This window comes from Aminobacter sp. MET-1 (assembly GCF_026521175.1).
GTDB lineage: Bacteria > Pseudomonadota > Alphaproteobacteria > Rhizobiales > Rhizobiaceae > Aminobacter.
In genome coordinates, this window is the sequence record NZ_JAMSHL010000006.1 from 172714 (window position 1) to 189040 (window position 16327).

At 65.0% G+C, this 16327-nt stretch carries 10 protein-coding genes; 3 read left to right on the plus strand and 7 right to left on the minus strand.

The window, feature by feature from the left end; translation table 11 throughout:
• The first annotated feature begins 45 nt into the window (after positions 1-45).
• Entirely contained in the window at positions 46-831 is a 786-nt protein-coding gene (locus tag NDO48_RS11300; RefSeq protein ID WP_018426989.1) for a helix-turn-helix domain-containing protein, read from the plus strand.
• Here the strand turns inward: NDO48_RS11300 and NDO48_RS11305 are convergent.
• The 3 genes from NDO48_RS11305 to NDO48_RS11315 form a co-directional block, all read right to left on the minus strand.
• Positions 815-1804 (minus strand): Stealth CR1 domain-containing protein, encoded by a 990-nt coding sequence (locus tag NDO48_RS11305; protein WP_267321487.1) that lies wholly within the window; start codon positions 1802-1804, stop codon positions 815-817. The genes NDO48_RS11300 and NDO48_RS11305 overlap by 17 nt on opposite strands.
• Before the next feature lie 71 nt (positions 1805-1875).
• The gene (locus tag NDO48_RS11310) at positions 1876-2823 is read right to left on the minus strand and encodes a DMT family transporter (protein ID WP_018426987.1); all 948 of its coding nucleotides are present in this window, start codon (positions 2821-2823) and stop codon (positions 1876-1878) included.
• Positions 2820-5129: a xanthine dehydrogenase family protein molybdopterin-binding subunit gene (locus tag NDO48_RS11315; protein WP_267321488.1), complete on the minus strand. Its 2310-nt coding sequence runs from the start codon at positions 5127-5129 to the stop codon at positions 2820-2822. The genes NDO48_RS11310 and NDO48_RS11315 overlap by 4 nt, the downstream gene beginning before the upstream one ends.
• A gap of 147 nt (positions 5130-5276) precedes the next feature.
• Between NDO48_RS11315 and pepN the strand changes: the two genes are divergently transcribed.
• Both pepN and NDO48_RS11325 read left to right on the plus strand, forming a co-directional pair.
• The gene (gene pepN / locus NDO48_RS11320) at positions 5277-7922 is read left to right on the plus strand and encodes an aminopeptidase N (protein WP_018426985.1); all 2646 of its coding nucleotides are present in this window, start codon (positions 5277-5279) and stop codon (positions 7920-7922) included.
• Between the two features lie 233 nt (positions 7923-8155).
• The gene (locus NDO48_RS11325; protein WP_018426984.1) at positions 8156-10489 is read left to right on the plus strand and encodes a PAS domain-containing sensor histidine kinase; all 2334 of its coding nucleotides are present in this window, start codon (positions 8156-8158) and stop codon (positions 10487-10489) included.
• A gap of 54 nt (positions 10490-10543) precedes the next feature.
• Here NDO48_RS11325 and NDO48_RS11330 read toward each other — a convergent pair whose 3' ends face one another.
• From NDO48_RS11330 to NDO48_RS11345, 4 genes are all read right to left on the minus strand, one after another.
• Entirely contained in the window at positions 10544-11011 is a 468-nt protein-coding gene (locus NDO48_RS11330) for an EF-hand domain-containing protein (RefSeq protein WP_018426983.1), read from the minus strand.
• A gap of 62 nt (positions 11012-11073) precedes the next feature.
• Complete coding sequence (locus NDO48_RS11335) at positions 11074-14037, minus strand: bifunctional [glutamine synthetase] adenylyltransferase/[glutamine synthetase]-adenylyl-L-tyrosine phosphorylase (RefSeq protein ID WP_018426982.1); 2964 nt, start codon at positions 14035-14037, stop codon at positions 11074-11076.
• Positions 14038-15489 (minus strand): ATP-binding protein, encoded by a 1452-nt coding sequence (locus NDO48_RS11340; RefSeq protein ID WP_018426981.1) that lies wholly within the window; start codon positions 15487-15489, stop codon positions 14038-14040.
• Positions 15489-16163 carry a response regulator transcription factor gene (locus NDO48_RS11345; RefSeq protein ID WP_018426980.1) on the minus strand — a complete coding sequence of 225 codons (675 nt, stop codon included), beginning with the start codon at positions 16161-16163 and terminating at the stop codon, positions 15489-15491. Before NDO48_RS11345 ends, NDO48_RS11340 begins: the two co-directional genes overlap by 1 nt.
• Positions 16164-16327: the final 164 nt, after the last annotated feature.

Here is a 16327-nt window from a genome sequence, read left to right on the forward strand (position 1 = left end):
CTTGAGGTAATAGAAACGAGAAAGTTGTCGCGCTAGATTGCAGGCATGGACACAAACACGGTCGGCGGCCTGATCCGCGAATGGCGCACAAAACGGCGCATGAGCCAGCTCGATCTGGCCATGGAGGCCGAAATCTCGCAGCGGCACCTGAGCTTCATGGAGAGCGGGCGCTCCCTGCCCTCACGTGACATGGTGCTGCACATCGCCGAGCAGCTTGCGATCCCGCTGCGCCAGCGCAACCAGCTGTTGCTCGCCGCCGGATATGCGCCGAGCTTCAGCGAAAAGCCGCTGGATCACCCCTCGCTCACCCCCGCGATGGACGCAGTGCGCATGGTGCTGAAGGGCCATGAGCCCTATCCGGCCATTGCCATCGACCGACACTGGAACCTGATCGAGGGCAATGCCGCGCTCGGCCAGCTTTTGGGTGGGGTGGAAGATGCGTCGCTGCTGGAGGCCCCTGTCAATGTGCTGCGCCTCAGCCTGCATCCGAACGGCGTGGCGCCGTATATCGTCAACCTGCATGAATGGCGAGCGCACCTGATCGAGCGGCTGAAGCATCAGAATGACATAGCCGGCGACCCGGTGCTGAAGGCACTGGAGACGGAACTGCTCGGCTATCCCGACGGCCCCCGCCAGGGCCGGCCGATCCAGGGCAACGCCAATGCGATCGTGCACCCGCTCAGGATACGTGTCGGCGACGTCGTATTGTCCTTTATCAGCACGACGACCGTGTTCGGCACGCCGCTCGACGTGACGCTGTCGGAAATCGCCATTGAATCCTTCTTCCCCGCCGATGAGGAAACGGCCGCCCACCTCAGGGCCGGACAATAGTCAGCGGCTGCCGTAGGCGGTCCAGCTCGAATGGAGCCGGATCGGGAAAGATGGTTTCCAACGCCGTCCGCATCTCGATGGCGCGGATGGCGGCACGGGCGTGATCCTCGATCTCGTCGTTGAGGCAGAAGAACTGAGGCGGTCGCTCGACCAGACGCGCCAGCGCCATGCCGAACTGGACATCGTCGCGCAGCGGGATGACATGTTCCCGGTCCAGCCGGACAAGGCGGGCGCCCGAGCTGCGGTTGCGATCACGTTCGGGAACGGCATTTATGTAGAGTATGCGTGCGAGCGCGTCGGTGCGCTGGCGGAAGCGATGGCCTGCGGTGCGGCGCAGCCAGACGCGGAAGCGGCGATGCAGCCAGTCCAGATCCTCGATGTCCATCAAGAGCGGCACGTGGGCCGGATAAGCCCATTTCCGACGGCGGAAGGCGACCGAAAGCAGCAAATTATTGAAGGCCAGCGTGTGCTGGTAGCGGTCGACGCCGAACCTGAAAGCGGGCAAGCCGCACTGCAGGGCATGCAGCCGCTTGCCGCCGTCGGCCCCGACATATTCCCCGCGATCCACCGGCTGGCCAACGAAAAAGTCGTCGTTGAAGAGCAGGAAATGCCTGGCGACGCCGGCCTGGCCGATGCGGTGCAGGTTGGCCTCGATGGCGCTCGAGCTGAACACCGGCAGCCGCTCGGGCCTTTCGAAAAAGAGGTCGTGGGTGACGAGATTGACCTTGGGATGCTCCAGATCGAGCCAGCGCGGCGCCTGGCCGTTGGTGACCAGATGGATGGTACGCACCCACGGCATGTTCAGCTGGATGGAACGCAGCGCGTAGCGCAGCTCGCCATTGTCGCGAAAACGATAGCGCGCCGGCTGTAGCCATGGCTGCCACGGCCAGCGTCCCTCGAGTTCGGCACGGTGGCCGGGATCGCTGCCATCGACCCACGGCATGACCACATCGATCGGAAACGCTTCGTCCATGCCCGCTCCGGCCACGACGCGGCCGACCTTTCGGTTGTGGAGCGGGCAGGCTCCGGTTGCTTCGTTCGCGCCTATTGCGGCGTTGTGGCCTTCTTGGCGGCGCGGCGTTCGATTCCAAGACGCCGTTCGCGCCAGATGATGAAGATGCCGGCGCCGACGACGATGACGCCGCCGACCAGTGTATGGATGGTCGGCAGGTCGCCGAAAACGAGATAGCCGACAACGATGCCCAGCAGCAAGGAACTGTATTCGAACGGGGCGACCGTGGACGCTTCGGCGTGGCGATAGGCCTCGGTCATGAACAGCTGGGCGATGCCGCCGCAGAAGCCACCGGTGACCAGCAGCGCCGTCTGTTCCCAGCTGAGCGCCTGCCAGCCGAACGGAATGCTGAACAGGGCCATGACGCTGGCGGTCAGCGAGAACCACAGCACGATCGTCGCGGTGCGTTCGGAATGGACGAGGTTGCGGACCAGGAGCATTGCGATGGCCGACAGCGCCGCACCGATGATTGCAGCCAGCGCGCCCATCGCCGCCTTGTCGCTGACGCCTTCGGGCGAAGTGAACAGCGTCAGATTGGGCCACGAGACGATCAACACGCCGACAAGGCCGATAGCGACCGCCGTCCAGCGATAGGCACGGACGTTTTCGCCGAGAATGAGGGCGCTGAAGACGACGACCAGAAGCGGCTGGGCGTAATTCAGCGTGATCGCCTCCGGCAATGGCAGCTGCGTCAGCGCGAAGAAGCCGAAGCCCATGGCGGTGACGCCGGCCAAGCCGCGCATGATGTGTCCGAAGGGCCGCTTGGTGGCGACCGCAGTGCGCAGCTCGCCGCGAAAGGCGAGAAAGGCCAGGATCGGAAAAATGGCGAAGAATGACCGGTAGAAGACGATCTGGCCGGCAGGCACCTGGCCGGCCAGCTTGATGGCCGTCGACATGCCGACGAAGATCGCCACCGAAATGACCTTGAGCGCGATGCCCGTAAGTGGCGATGACGCCGCCTGAACCACCTGATGCTTCACTGCTGCCGGGCCGCCGCGATGGAAGCCCAGATGCGCGCCGGCGTTGCCGGCATCTCGATATGGCCGATGCCGTAGGCGCGGTAGAGCGCATCGGTCACCGCATTGAGCGCGGCGGGCGTGGAGCCGATGGTGCCCGCCTCGCCTGCCCCCTTCATGCCCATGGCGTTGGTGGTCGAGGGCACATTGCGCGTCTCGAAATGAAAGGACGGCACGGTGTCGGCGCGCGGCATGGCGTAATCCATGAAGCTTGCGGTGATGAGCTGGCCGTCCTCGCCATAGACCGCCTCTTCCGACAACGCCTGACCGATGCCCTGGACGACGCCGCCATGGACCTGGCCGGCGAGCAGGATGGGGTTCACGGTGGTGCCGAAATCGTCGACGATAGTGTAGGCGACGACCTCGGTGGACCCGGTCTCCGGGTCGATCTCCACCTCGCAGATATGGGTGCCGTTGGGATAAGTTGCCTCGTCCTGAACAAACTCTCCCATCGCCTTGAGATCATCGGGGTTTTTCGCCGCGGCATGGAGGTCGGCGAAGGAGATGACGCGGTCAGTGCCGACGATGCGCGCTTCGCCATTGTCGAGGTCGATGTCGGCGGCTGCTGCCTCCAGCTCGTCGGCGGCGATCTTCTTCAGCTTCTCGGCAAGGGCTGCACCTGCGCGTGAGGCCGAGACGCCGCCGAGCGGGATCGAACGCGAACCGCCGGTGCCGCCGCCTTTGGCGAGCTGGTCCGTATCGCCCTGATGCACGCTGATTCTGGCGACGTCGAGATTGAGCTTCTCCGAGACGAACTGAGCGTAGGCCGTGGCATGACCCTGGCCGTTGGACTGGGTCCCGATGAACACGGACACCGAACCATCGGCGTTGAGTTCGACACGTGCCGGCTCGGACCCGGCGAAGGCGCAGGCCTCGATGTAGGTGGCCATGCCGATGCCGCGGATCTTTCCGCGTTGCCAGGCTTCGGCCAGCCGGTCCGGGAAGTTCGCCCAGCCGGCGCGGTCCATCGACTGGTCCATATGGGCCTCGAACTCGCCGACATCGTAGAGCCGGCCGGTCTGCGTGCGGTACGGGAACTGCTCGGGGCGGATGAAGTTGCGGCGGCGGATCTCATCGACCGAAAGGCCGAGCTCGCGGGCGCAGGCGTCGACCAGCTTCTCGACCAGAAGTGCGGCTTCCGGGCGCCCCGCGCCGCGATAGGCATCAACAGGGCAGGTGTTGGTGTAGACGCCCAGGATCGTCACATCGAGCGCCTGGATATCGTAGACGCCAGTCGACATGCTGGCGCCGATAAAGGCGATCACGGGTCCGAACTGGGAAATGTAGGCACCGGCATTGGACAGGAGATGGACGCGCAGGCCGAGGAAGCGGCCATTGCTGTCCATCGCCATCTCGGCGGTCACGACATTGTCGCGGCCTTGTGCGTCGGTGAGGAAATGCTCGGTGCGGTCGCTTGCCCACTTCACCGGGCGGCCAAGGCGCTTGGCGGCCTCCATCACCAGCGCGTGCTCGCGATAGACGAAGGCCTTGGTACCGAAACCGCCGCCGACGTCGGGGGTCACGACGCGAAGCTTGTCGGCATCGATGCCGAACACCTGGCCGGTCAGGATGTTGCGCATCGAATGCACGCCCTGCGACCCCGTGGTCAGCACGAAGCGGTCTTCGTCCTTGCGCCATTCGCCGATGGCCGAGCGCGGCTCCATGTAGTTGCAGATCAGACGGTTGTTGACGAATTCGATACGGGTGACGCGGTCTGCCTTGGCAAAGGCGGCATCGGTCCTGGACTTGTCGCCGATATGATAGGTGAAGGCCTTGTTGGAGCCCAGCTCGGGCCAGACGAGCGGCGTGTCATCGTCAAGTGCGGTCGCCGTGACGGCTGCCGCGTCCTCGCCATCATAGTCGACTTCGATGAGTTCGGCGGCATCCTGCGCTAGTGCCCTGGTGTCGGCGACAACGAAGGCCACGGCATCGCCGACATAGTGGACGCGGTCGCGGCAGAGAATCGGGATGTCACGGGTTGGCGCCCGCGTGCCATCGGGCTGCTTCTGCATGACCATCGACTTGAGGTCGCCGAGATGGGCGATATCGGCCCCGGTCAGCACCAGATGGACACCCGGCGCGGCGCGCGCCGCCTCGAGCGAACCCAAGGTGAAGGTCGCCTTGGCGACGGGCGAGCGCAGCACATAACCATGCAGTTGAGAGGCCGGCGCGATGTCGTCGGTATAGCGGCCGCGGCCGGTGATGAAGGCACCATCCTCGACCCGCAATACGGACGCGCCCATTCCGAATTTCGGCGTGACGATTGTCATGATTGCCTCGTGGGATTGGTTGAGCAGCGCAGCAAATGTGCGGTCCCGGACAGTTTTGCCGAGGGGGCGTTTCGTGTAAAGAGCAGCCGCCGCATATTTATTCTGCCAACGCGCAACAGGCGTTGGACGTCGAGGAAGGCCAATCGCATGCGCACAGATACCGGACAGGTTTTTCGCCTGGAGGACTACCGACCCAGCGACTACCTGATCCCCAGGACCGAACTCGATTTCCGCCTCGGCAAGGACAGCACAAAGGCAGTAGCGCGGCTGACCATCGAGCGGCGTGACGGCGTTGACAAGCCGATCCCGCTCGAACTCGACGGCGACGGGCTGACGCTGCGCCGCATCGAGATCGACGGCGAGGCGGTGGACGCCGCCAGCTTCGACGCGACGCCCGACAAGCTGGTGATCCACAACCCGCCAGCGTCCGGCCGCTTTACGCTTCTGATCGAGACCGAACTTGCCCCGTCGATCAACGAGGCGCTGATGGGCCTCTATCGCTCGAGCAAGGTCTATTGCACCCAATGCGAAGCCGAGGGTTTCCGCCGCATCACCTACTTCCTCGACCGGCCGGACATCCTCTCCGTCTACACGGTGCGCATCGAGGCCGAGCGCGCCGAGGCGCCGCTGCTGCTCGCCAACGGCAATCCGGTCGAGCATGGCGACCTTGGCGGTGGCTGGCACTATGCCGTCTGGCATGACCCCTTCCCCAAGCCGTCCTATCTGTTTGCGCTGGTCGCCGGCGACCTCGGCTGCATCAAGGACCGTTTTGTCACCGCTTCCGGCAAGCAGGTGGAGCTCGGCATCTATGTCGAGCACGGCAAGGAGAACCAGGCGGGTTACGCCATGGACGCGCTCCGCCGCTCGATGAAGTGGGACGAAGAGGTGTTCGGCTGCGAGTACGACCTCGACGTCTTCAACATCGTCGCCGTGTCCGACTTCAACATGGGCGCGATGGAAAACAAGGGGCTCAACATCTTCAACGACAAGTATGTGCTTGCCGACGAGGAGACCGCGACGGACGCCGACTTCGCCAATATCGAGGCGATCATCGCGCATGAGTATTTCCACAATTGGACAGGCAACAGAATCACTTGCCGCGACTGGTTCCAACTCTGCCTCAAGGAAGGGTTGACCGTTTTCCGCGACCACGAATTCTCGGCTGACCAGCGTTCGCGGCCGGTCAAGCGCATTGCCGAGGTGCGCACGCTGCGCGCCCACCAGTTCCCCGAGGACCAGGGGCCGCTGGCCCATCCCGTCCGCCCCAGGCGCTATCGCGAGATCAACAACTTCTACACCGCGACCGTCTACGAAAAGGGCTCGGAAGTTGTGCGGATGATCCGCACCGTGCTGGGCGCGGAACTGTTCCGCCAGGGCATGGACCTCTATTTCGAGCGTCATGACGGCGACGCCGCCACCATCGAGGACTTCCTCAAGGTGTTCGAGGACGTGTCGGGCAAGGACCTGTCGCAGTTCGCGCTTTGGTACCATCAGGCCGGCACGCCCAATCTCAGCGTCAGCACCAACCACAATGCGGCGACGGGACAGTTCACCATCGAGATCGAGCAGTCGGTGCCGCCGACGCCTTCGGAAAGCCGCAAGCGGCTGATGCACATTCCTCTCGCCTTCGGCCTCGTCGGCGCCGACGGCAAGGACTTGGCCTATGGCGCCGTGGAAGGCGCCACCGTCGAGAACGGCGTCATCCATGTGCGCAAGCGCAGGCATGCGGTAACCTTCTCCGGCGTGACGGAACGGCCGGTGCTGTCGCTCAACCGCGGCTTCTCGGCGCCGGTCACGCTGACGGTCGAGCAGCGGGCCGAAGACCAGATGTTCCTGGCCTCGCATGACAGCGACGCGTTCTCGCGCTGGCAGGCGTTCAACACACTTTTGACCGATGCCAACATAGCTGCCTTCAAAGGCATCCTCGGCGGCAAGCAGCCGGCCTTCAGCCCAGACCTGGCCAAGCTCGCCGGCCGCATCGCCGGCGACAAGACGCTCGAGCACGCGTTCCGGGCGCTGGCGCTCGCCCTGCCCGGCGAAGCCGACATAGCCCGCGAGATCGGCAAGAACATCGATCCCGACGCGATCTTTGCCGGGCGCGAAGCGCTGGCCGGGACGATCGCCGCGACCAATAGCGGAGTCTTCTCCGAGCTTTACGCCGATCTGCTGAAGTCGGGTGCGTTCTCACCCGATGCGGCGAGCGCCGGACGGAGGGCGCTGCGCAACACGTTGCTCGACTATCTCGCCACCCAGCCAGGCGGCGCAAAGCTTGCCGCCGAGCATTTCGCCGCCGCCGCCAACATGACGGACCGCGCGGCGGGGCTTATGGTTCTGGCGCATCGCCATGCCGGCACGACGGAGGCCAAGGATGCGCTCGCGGAGTTCGACAAGCGTTATCGCAACGATCCGCTGGTGATGGACAAGTGGTTCGTGATCCAGGCAACTGCGCCGGGCGCGGGTGCGGTCGACGCCGTCAGGGCGCTGATCGAGCATCCCGCCTTCTCGATCGCCAACCCGAACCGGGTGCGCTCGCTGATCGGCGGTTTTGCCAGTGCCAACCAGACCGGCTTCCATCGCGCCGACGGCGCCGGCTACACGTTCTTCGCCGAGACGGTGCTGACGGTCGAGAAGCGCAACCCGCAGGTGGCGGCACGGCTCGCAACCGCACTCCGCTCGTGGCGGTCGCTTGAGCCCAAGCGCCAGGCCAAGGCCCGTGCGGCGTTGGTGTCGATGCAGGCCAAGGAAGGCCTGTCGGCCGACCTGCGCGACATCATCGACCGCACGCTCGCCTGATCGGCGGGCCTCAGGCCCGACAGACTGACCAAAAGCGGCGGCCTCGGCATCGGGGTCGCCGCTTTTGCTTGGTCGATCGGTTGCGGGCAAATTCGGCTGACTTTTAGGCAACTTTTAATCTTTTTCGTCCGGCCCACTGGACAAGGCGAATCAGCTTTGATTCTTTAGTGACGATTCGGATGTGCGGTTTTGCCGGATCGGCCATTTCAAAACGGGATTTCGGGGAGCCATTTATGGCAAAGGCGGACGCGTGGGGCGCGCCCGATGAGACGACTGTTGTCCGACGCAGGCAGGCGCGCGGCGCTGCCCTGTCGGGCAACGCACGTCTTTTCGCGGAACCCGCCTACCGCCGCCTGCTGGCAGCCGAACCGCTGCTGCGCCGCTCGATCCCGACGCTGATCGTCATCTTCCTGGTTATCGTCGCCGGCACCCGTTTCCTGTCGCTGATGGCCCAGCGCGACGATGTCGAGCGCAACGCCAAGGCGATCCTGTCGCTGGCCGCCGGCGAGCTTGTCAGCTCGCTGATGGTCGAGGCCAACAAGCAGGAGCCGCTCGCCGCCGCCGGCCTGGACCTGCTCGAACGCACCAGCCAGCAGGGCACGCTGAGCCGCAGCCATGTCGTTGCGCTTACCGATCAGAATTTCCGCGTCATCGCTGTGAGCCCGCAATCGACGGGCTGGCAGGGCCAGGCGCTCGACGCGATCGTCAGCGGCGGGCAGCCGCTGTTCATGTTCGGCGACCGCGCCGGCGTGATGAGCGTGCGCGTCGGCGGCCAGGACTGGTTTGCCGCAGTGAGCCTGGCAGACGGCAAACGGGCTGCTGCGGCGGCAATGATCCCGCAGGAGGCCGTGTTCGCCGAATGGCGCAAGACGGTGTCGCTGAACGTGTCGCTGTTCGTCATGACAGCTGGCGTGCTGATCGTCATCCTGTTTGCCTATTTCGGCCAGGCGGCGCGGGCACAGACCGCCGACAGCATCTATTTCGAGGCGCACCAGCGCATCGACCTGGCGCTCGTGCGCGGCAAGTGCGGCCTGTGGGACTGGGACATGGTGCGCGGCAAGATGTACTGGTCGCGCTCGATGTATGAATTGCTGGGCTACGAGGCCTGCGACGGCATGCTGTCGTTCGGCGAGGTCGCCCGTATCATCCACGCCGACGACGGCGACCTGTTCGAATTGGCCAACCAGGTGGTGGCGCGCGAGATCGACCATATCGACCGTGTGTTCCGCATGCGCCATGCCGATGGCCGCTGGGTGTGGATGCGCGCCCGCGCCCAGGTCATCGACCCGGAGGCGCCGGAAATCCAGATGACCGGCATCGCCGTCGACATCACCGAGCAGCGCCACCTCGCCATGCGCTCGGAGACGGCCGACCTTCGGCTGCGCACTGCCATCGAGAACATCACGGAATCCTTCGTCTTGTGGGACGCCAACGACCGGCTGGTGATGTGCAATTCGAAATACCAGCAGGACAACGGCCTGAACGACCGCGACGTGCTGCCCGGCACCGAGCGCGAAGATCTCGAAGAGCGCATGGTCGCCCTGATCTCCGAGCGCAGGCTGGCCACCGCCAACGGTCCGCGCGCCGGCGCCAGCTATGAGCGGCAACTGGCCGACGGCCGCTGGCTGCAGGTCAACGAGCTGAAGACGCGCGACGGCGGCACGGTGTCGGTGGGATCCGACATCACCCAGATCAAGCAGCACCAGGACAAGCTGATGGAGAGCGAACGGCGCCTGATGGCGACGATCCACGACCTCAGCCTGGCGCGGCGCGCCGAAGAGGAACGCGGGCGTGAGCTGGTCGACCTCAACCGCAAATACATGAAGGAAACCGAGCGCGCCGAGGCCGCCAACCGGGCCAAGTCGGAATTCCTGGCCAACATGTCCCATGAGCTCAGGACGCCGCTCAACGCCGTCATCGGTTTCTCGGAGCTGATGGAAGGCAAGCTGTTCGGGCCGCTGGGTTCGCCGCGCTACGAGGAGTATGCCCGCGACATCAATTCGAGCGGCAAGTACCTGCTGGGCGTGATCAACGACATCCTCGACATGTCGAAGATAGAGGCCGGCCAGTTCTCGATGGACCGCGAAGAGATCGACCTGTGCCCGCTGATCCGCGAGACTGTGCGGGTTATCTCGCTGCAGGCGGCGCAGAAGCAGATCACGCTCGAGACCCAGATCGCCGACGAGATGACACTGTTCGCCGACCGCCGCGCCATCAAGCAGATCGTCATCAACCTTTTGTCCAACGCCGTGAAGTTCACCGGTCAGGGCGGCCGAATCTCGGTGCGCGCCCGCAACGCCTCGGGGGCGCTGACGCTGTCGATCGAGGACAATGGCTGCGGCATTCCCAAGCACGCGCTGGGCAAGCTCGGCCGGCCGTTCGAGCAGGTGCAGAACCAGTTCTCCAAGAACCACGAAGGCTCCGGCCTCGGCCTCGCGATCTCACGCTCGCTGGCCGAATTGCATGGCGGCGCCCTCAAGATCCGCTCGACCGAAGGCGTCGGCACCATCGTTGCCGTACGGATCCCGGTGCGCAGGAACAGCCGCGTCATGAAAAAGGCCGCGTGACGCGGCCTTGAGAGGAGGCCCGGCGGCTGCCCGCCGGGGTGGCGTGTCGCCGCTTCAGAGCTTCATCGAGCCCTTGCCATGCGGACGCTCGTGGTGCTTGGCCTGGCGCTGGGGCATCTCGTCCTTGACCAGCTTGCCGTCGTCGTTAACGTCGAGAAGTGCAAACAGCTTCTTCTGCCTGTTCTCGATCTCAGCTTTGGTCAGTACGCCGTCGCCATTGGCGTCGTAACGCTTGATGATGCGTTCGGCCATGCGCTCGGCCCGCTTCTTGTTGTGGATCTGCTCGGCCAGTTCGCCGACAGTGATCTTGCCGTCGCCATCGGCGTCCGCCTTGGCGAAGCGGTTGTTCATCAGGGCCGCGAATTCCTCGAAGGTCACGTCGCCGCTTTTGTCGGTATCGGCCCTTTCGAAGCGTGACAGCTTGTCGTTGCGTCCAGGTCCGGCCTGCGTGGCAGCGTGCGCGGTGGCCGCAGCACCCGCAAGCGAGATGAACGCGATGGCCATCTTGAGCGTCTTCTTCATGGTCTTTCCTTCTGCATCGTTACCCCCGATGCCTTGCGAAGCCGGCGAGGCGTCCCCTCACCTCACCTACGCTTCGCACGAAGCAGACGGTCGAAATCAACTCGAGCCTTCTGCGACGTTTCCTTGAGATGTGCCTCGAGCACGCTGAAATCGGGCAAGTCCGTCGCCGCAAGCAACAGGTCGGAAAGCCCCGGCGGAACGTCGTTCCGCTCGAACGCGCCGGTGAGGCACAGCCTCGTCATTTGCATGATCGCCGAATAGAGTCCGTAGGCGTCGACTAGGTCCTGGCGCAGTTGCGCATCGGCAAAGGCGGGTGCCAGTCGATGCAGCACATCGACGGTTCCGGTCGTGCGATCCCTGCCCTCGATCCCGCCCGTCAACACGGCCACCTGGGCGATGAATTCGAGATCGATGAGCCCGCCGGGCACGAGCTTGATGTCCCAGAGGTCGTGTGGCGGCTTCTCTTCCTCGATCAGCTTGCGCATGTCGCGCGCCTCGGTCGCCACCTTCGCGGCATCTCGCGGCAAGGCTATGATGCCTGCCACTTCGGCATCGACCTCGGCGCACAGGGAGGCGTCGCCAGCGATGGGTCGGGCGCGGGTCAGCGCCATGTGCTCCCAGGTCCAGGCGTCCTCGCGCTGGTATTTGCGGAAGGACGAAATGTGCGTCGCAACCGGCCCCTTGTTGCCCGACGGGCGCAGCCTGAGGTCGAGTTCGTAGAGCACGCCTTCGGCCGTGGGCGCCGAGACGGCGGCGATCAGGCGCTGGGTCATGCGGGCATAATAGTGCGACGGCGCCAGCGGCTTGTCGCCATCCGACTCCTCGGCATGCTCGTCGTGGTCGTAGAGCAGGATCAGGTCGACATCGGAGCCGGCGGTGAGCTCTCGGCTGCCGAGCTTGCCCATGCCAAGGATGGTGACGCGCCCGCCTGAAATCCGGCCATGGCGCAGGGCGAACTCGGCCTGGACCGCGTCGAGTGCGGCTCCCACGGTCAGGTCGGCGAGATCGGAAAAGGCCTTGCCGGCGCGCGAGGCGTCGATGGCACCTGCGAGCAGGCGGACGCCGATCAGGAACTTCTGCTCGGCGGCGAAAATGCGCAGGCGATCCAGCACCTCCTCGTAGAGCCTGGTGCTTTCGAGGAAGGCCTGCAGGCGCGCCGCAAGATAGGCGCGATCGGGCAATTCGGACAGGAGTGCGGGATCGAGCAGGCCGTCGAAGACATGCGGCCTGCGCGTGATGATGCCGGCCAGCCGGGGTGCTGCTCCCATGATGGTGGCGAGCAGCTTGAGCAGTGCCGGGTTCGACTGCAGCAGCGAGAACAGCTGGATGCCGGCGGGCAGCCCCGCCAGAAACTCGTCGAAGCGCATCAGCGCCTCATCGGCCCGGCGCGTCTTGCCGAAGGATTCGAGCAGTGCAGGCGTGAGTTCGGTCAGGCGCTCGCGTGCTTCCGCCGACTGGGTGGCGCGGTAGCGGCCGAAGTGCCAGCTGCGGATGACGCGGCAGATGTCGGACGGGCGCTGGAAGCCGAGTTGATGCAAGGTGTGAAGCGTGTCGGGATCGTCGACATCGCCGGTGAAGACTAGATTTCCAACGCCAGACGACAGCTCGGGCGCCGTCTCGAACAGCGCCGCGTAGTGACCCTCGACTTCCTGGAGCGAGGACCTGAATACCCTGGAGAAGATCTCGGCGTCGGCAAAGCCGAGCATGTGGGCTATGCGCTCGATGCCCTCGTCGTCCTCCGGCAGCGTATGGGTCTGCTCGTCGGCAACCATCTGGATGGCGTGCTCGACCCGGCGCAGGAACCAGTACTGGCGCTCCAGCGCGTCGCGGGCCTCCATGGTGATCCAGCCACGCACGGCCAGTTGGTCGAGCATCGGCACCGTGGCGCGGCCGCGCAGTTCGGGGAAGCGGCCGCCGGCAATCAGTTGCTGGGTCTGGACGAAGAACTCGATCTCGCGGATGCCGCCACGGCCGAGCTTGACGTTGTGGCCCTTGACTGCCACCTCGCCGTGGCCCTTGTGGGCGTGGATCTGGCGCTTGATCGAATGGACGTCGGCGATGGCCGCATAGTCCATGTATTTGCGCCAGACATAGGGCTGCAGCTCCTTGAGGAAGGCTGCTCCCGCCGCGAGGTCGCCGGCCACCGGGCGCGCCTTGATCATCGCCGCGCGCTCCCAGTTCTGGCCGCGGCTCTCGTAATAATGCAATGCTGCGTGAACGGATATTGCCAGCGGCGTCGAACCGGGATCGGGCCGCAGCCGGAGATCGGTGCGGAAGACATAACCATGCTCGGTGCGGTCCTGCATGATGCGGACCAAGCGTCGGGTGAGCCGGGCGAACAAGTCGCCCGCTTCGAACGGTTCGACGATCGCCGGCGCCTCAGGATCGAAGAACACCACAAGGTCGATGTCGGATGAAAAATTGAGCTCGTGGGCGCCGAGCTTGCCCATGCCGAGCAGAATCCACCCGGACCCAGTGGACGGGTTGTCGGGATCGGGCAGCTTGAGCTTGCCCTGATTGTGGGCATCCCTGAGCAGGAAGTCGACTGCAGCACCGGTGCAGGCGTCGGCGAGATCGCTCAGCCTGACAACGCTTTGCGACGCATCTGCCTCGCCCGCGAGGTCGGCAAGCGCAATGAGGAAGTGCGCCTCCGACTTCAGGCGCCGCAGCCGCATCATCAGGACCGCCTCGGTGAGGCCGTCTTCGCGCAGCGTGCCGGCAATCGCCTCGCCGATGGCCTGAAGCCGTTCCTCGACGCTCTGGTCGAACAGGCGATCCAGTATCTCCGGCTGGCGGCGGGAGCTGTCGCGCATGAACTCGGAAAGGTCGAAGATCGCCGCAAGGAAGCTCTGCTGCGGCCCGCTGGCCTCGAGGAATGCGGCGAGCCGGTCGAGCCCCTCCTCCCTGGCCTGCCCGGCTAGCTCGGCCAGTTCGCTGCGGGCACGCTCGGGATCGAGCGGACTGAGCTCGACAACCGGGGCCAGCCGCCAATCGGAGGCTGCCTTGCTAGCCGCCACTTTTGCCATCTATTCGTCCTTCGTCCCCGGGAATCCCATCAGGACCGATAATCCGGGATTGCCAGGCAGAAGATCAAGCCGGCCGTTGTGAAACTTCATCACGGCCTTGGCGAGGCTGAGGCCGAGGCCTGAGCCTGGCTGCGAGCGGCTCTTCTCGAGCCGCACGAAACGCTCGGTGGCACGCTTGCGGTCGCCCTCGTCGGGAATGCCCTGGCCATTGTCGGAGACCAGCAGGCGGATTTCGCCGGCGTCGCGCTGCAGGCCGACCTTCACCTCAGGCTTCTCGCCCGAGCCGGCCGAATATTTGATGGCGTTGTCGACGATATTGGACAGCGCCTGGGCAATCAGTTCGCGGTTGCCGTTGATGACGCAGCTGCCGGCAACCGTCGCCTCCAGGCCGACGCCCATCTCTTCGGCGGCAGGCTCGTAGAGCTCGACGACGTCGCGAACCACCTCGGCGAGATCGACCTTGGCCAGCGCCTCGGCGGAATAGCCCGCCTCGAGACGTGAGATCATCAGGATGGCGTTGAAGGTGCGGATGAGCTGGTCGGATTCGGCGATCGTGCCTTCCAGCACCTCGCGATAGTCGGCCGCCGTCTTCTTGCCGGCCAATGCCGCCTCGGAACGGTTGCGCAGCCGCGTCAGCGGCGTCTTGAGATCGTGGGCAATGTTGTCGGAAACCTGCTTCAGCCCTTCGTTGAGATGGGCGATGCGGGCCAGCATGGCGTTGAGGTTTTCCGACAGACGGTCGAACTCGTCGCCGGCGCCGGTGACCGGAAGGCGACCGCTGAGGTCGCCGCCCATGATCCGACGGCTGGCTTCGGAGACGCCGTCGATGTGCTTGAGGGCGCGGCGGCCGACGAAATACCAGATCAGCAGGCCACCTAAAGCCATCATGCCGAGCGCCGCCATCAGGGCGCGCTGGACGACGCTTCTGAAGCGCTCCGGTTCGCCCAGGTCGCGGCCGACGAGCAGGATCATCTGGTTGGGCAGGCGCAGCACCACGGCGATGGCGTTGTGCCTGATGTCAGGAGACGGCTGTTCGGCAGCGGGCTCGGTCGCCAAGGGCGGACGCCTGCCGGTGTTTTCGCCATAACGTTCGTAGGAGAACGGCAGCTCGGTCCAGCCCTCGCGCTGCAGCACGCCTGGCTGGATGCTCTGGACGTTGCCCGACAATATCTGGCCATTGGGATCGGCGAGCAGGTAGAGGTTCGCGCCGGGCTGGCGCGACCGCTGCTCGACGACACGGACGAGCACGGGGATGCCGCCGCGCTGGTAGGCCGCGGCGAGGCCGAGCACTTCCTCGTTGATGGTGTCCTGGGTCTGGGCGGTCAGCATGCGGGCCGACAGCGAGGTCATGTAAAAGACCAGCAGCACCGCACAGATGGCAAACAGCAGCAGGTAGAGCGCCGAAAGGCGCGCCGCAGTTGTTTTCATGATGGCCGGCAGTCTGGGCGCCATCACCCCGCCTTGAGCATGTAGCCGGCACCGCGGATCGTGTGCAGGATCGGCTTTTCGAAGCCCTTCTCGATCTTGCCGCGCAGACGCGAGACGTGAACGTCGATCACATTGGTCTGCGGGTCGAAATGATAGTCCCAGACATTCTCGAGCAGCATGGTGCGTGTCACCACCTGGCCGGCGTGGCGCATCAGATATTCGAGCAGCCGATATTCGCGCGGCTGCAGCGTGATTTCCTGTGACGAGCGGCGGACGGTGTGGGACAGCCGGTCGAGCTCGAGATCGCCGACGCGGTAGAGCGTCTCGGATTCGCGCGCCGGTGCGCGGCGGTTGAGCACCTCGACGCGGGCAAGCAGCTCGGAGAAGGCATAAGGCTTGGTCAGATAGTCGTCGCCGCCGGCGCGCAGGCCGGTGACGCGGTCGTCGACTTCGCCGAGCGCTGAAAGGATGAGAACGGGAGTGGTGTTGCCGCGCGAGCGCAGGCCGGCGATCACCGAGAGGCCGTCGCGCCGGGGCAGCATGCGATCGACCACCATCACGTCATATTCGCCGGCATCGGCCAAAGCGAAGCCGGAATCGCCGTCGCCGGCGACATGGGCGGTATGACCCGCCTCGGCGAAGGCCTTCTGCAGGTAGTCCGCCGCTTCGCGATCATCTTCGATGACGAGAATCTTCATGCCGCCGTTATACGCGATTTTCCGGGATAGCAGAGGCGACATGTTGCGGTCCTCCAGACATTCGAGCGGCAGCGGGAGATAGGGGATCCCGCTGCCGCCTGGCCGAACGCGACGAGTGACAGACGCTTTCGGCACAGTCTCGGCCATCGCGCAGCCCGGGGGTG

Excerpts from the sequence above, each read along its gene's own strand:
- NDO48_RS11300 (WP_018426989.1), top strand. The coding sequence starts at position 46 with ATGGACACAAACACGGTCGGCGGCCTGATCCGCGAATGGCGCACAAAA.
- NDO48_RS11305 (WP_267321487.1), bottom strand. The coding sequence starts at position 1,804 with ATGGACGAAGCGTTTCCGATCGATGTGGTCATGCCGTGGGTCGATGGC.
- NDO48_RS11315 (WP_267321488.1), bottom strand. The coding sequence starts at position 5,129 with ATGACAATCGTCACGCCGAAATTCGGAATGGGCGCGTCCGTATTGCGG.
- pepN (WP_018426985.1), top strand. The coding sequence starts at position 5,277 with ATGCGCACAGATACCGGACAGGTTTTTCGCCTGGAGGACTACCGACCC.
- NDO48_RS11325 (WP_018426984.1), top strand. The coding sequence starts at position 8,156 with ATGGCAAAGGCGGACGCGTGGGGCGCGCCCGATGAGACGACTGTTGTC.
- NDO48_RS11330 (WP_018426983.1), bottom strand. The coding sequence starts at position 11,011 with ATGAAGAAGACGCTCAAGATGGCCATCGCGTTCATCTCGCTTGCGGGT.
- NDO48_RS11335 (WP_018426982.1), bottom strand. The coding sequence starts at position 14,037 with ATGGCAAAAGTGGCGGCTAGCAAGGCAGCCTCCGATTGGCGGCTGGCC.
- NDO48_RS11340 (WP_018426981.1), bottom strand. The coding sequence starts at position 15,489 with ATGGCGCCCAGACTGCCGGCCATCATGAAAACAACTGCGGCGCGCCTT.
- NDO48_RS11345 (WP_018426980.1), bottom strand. The coding sequence starts at position 16,163 with ATGAAGATTCTCGTCATCGAAGATGATCGCGAAGCGGCGGACTACCTG.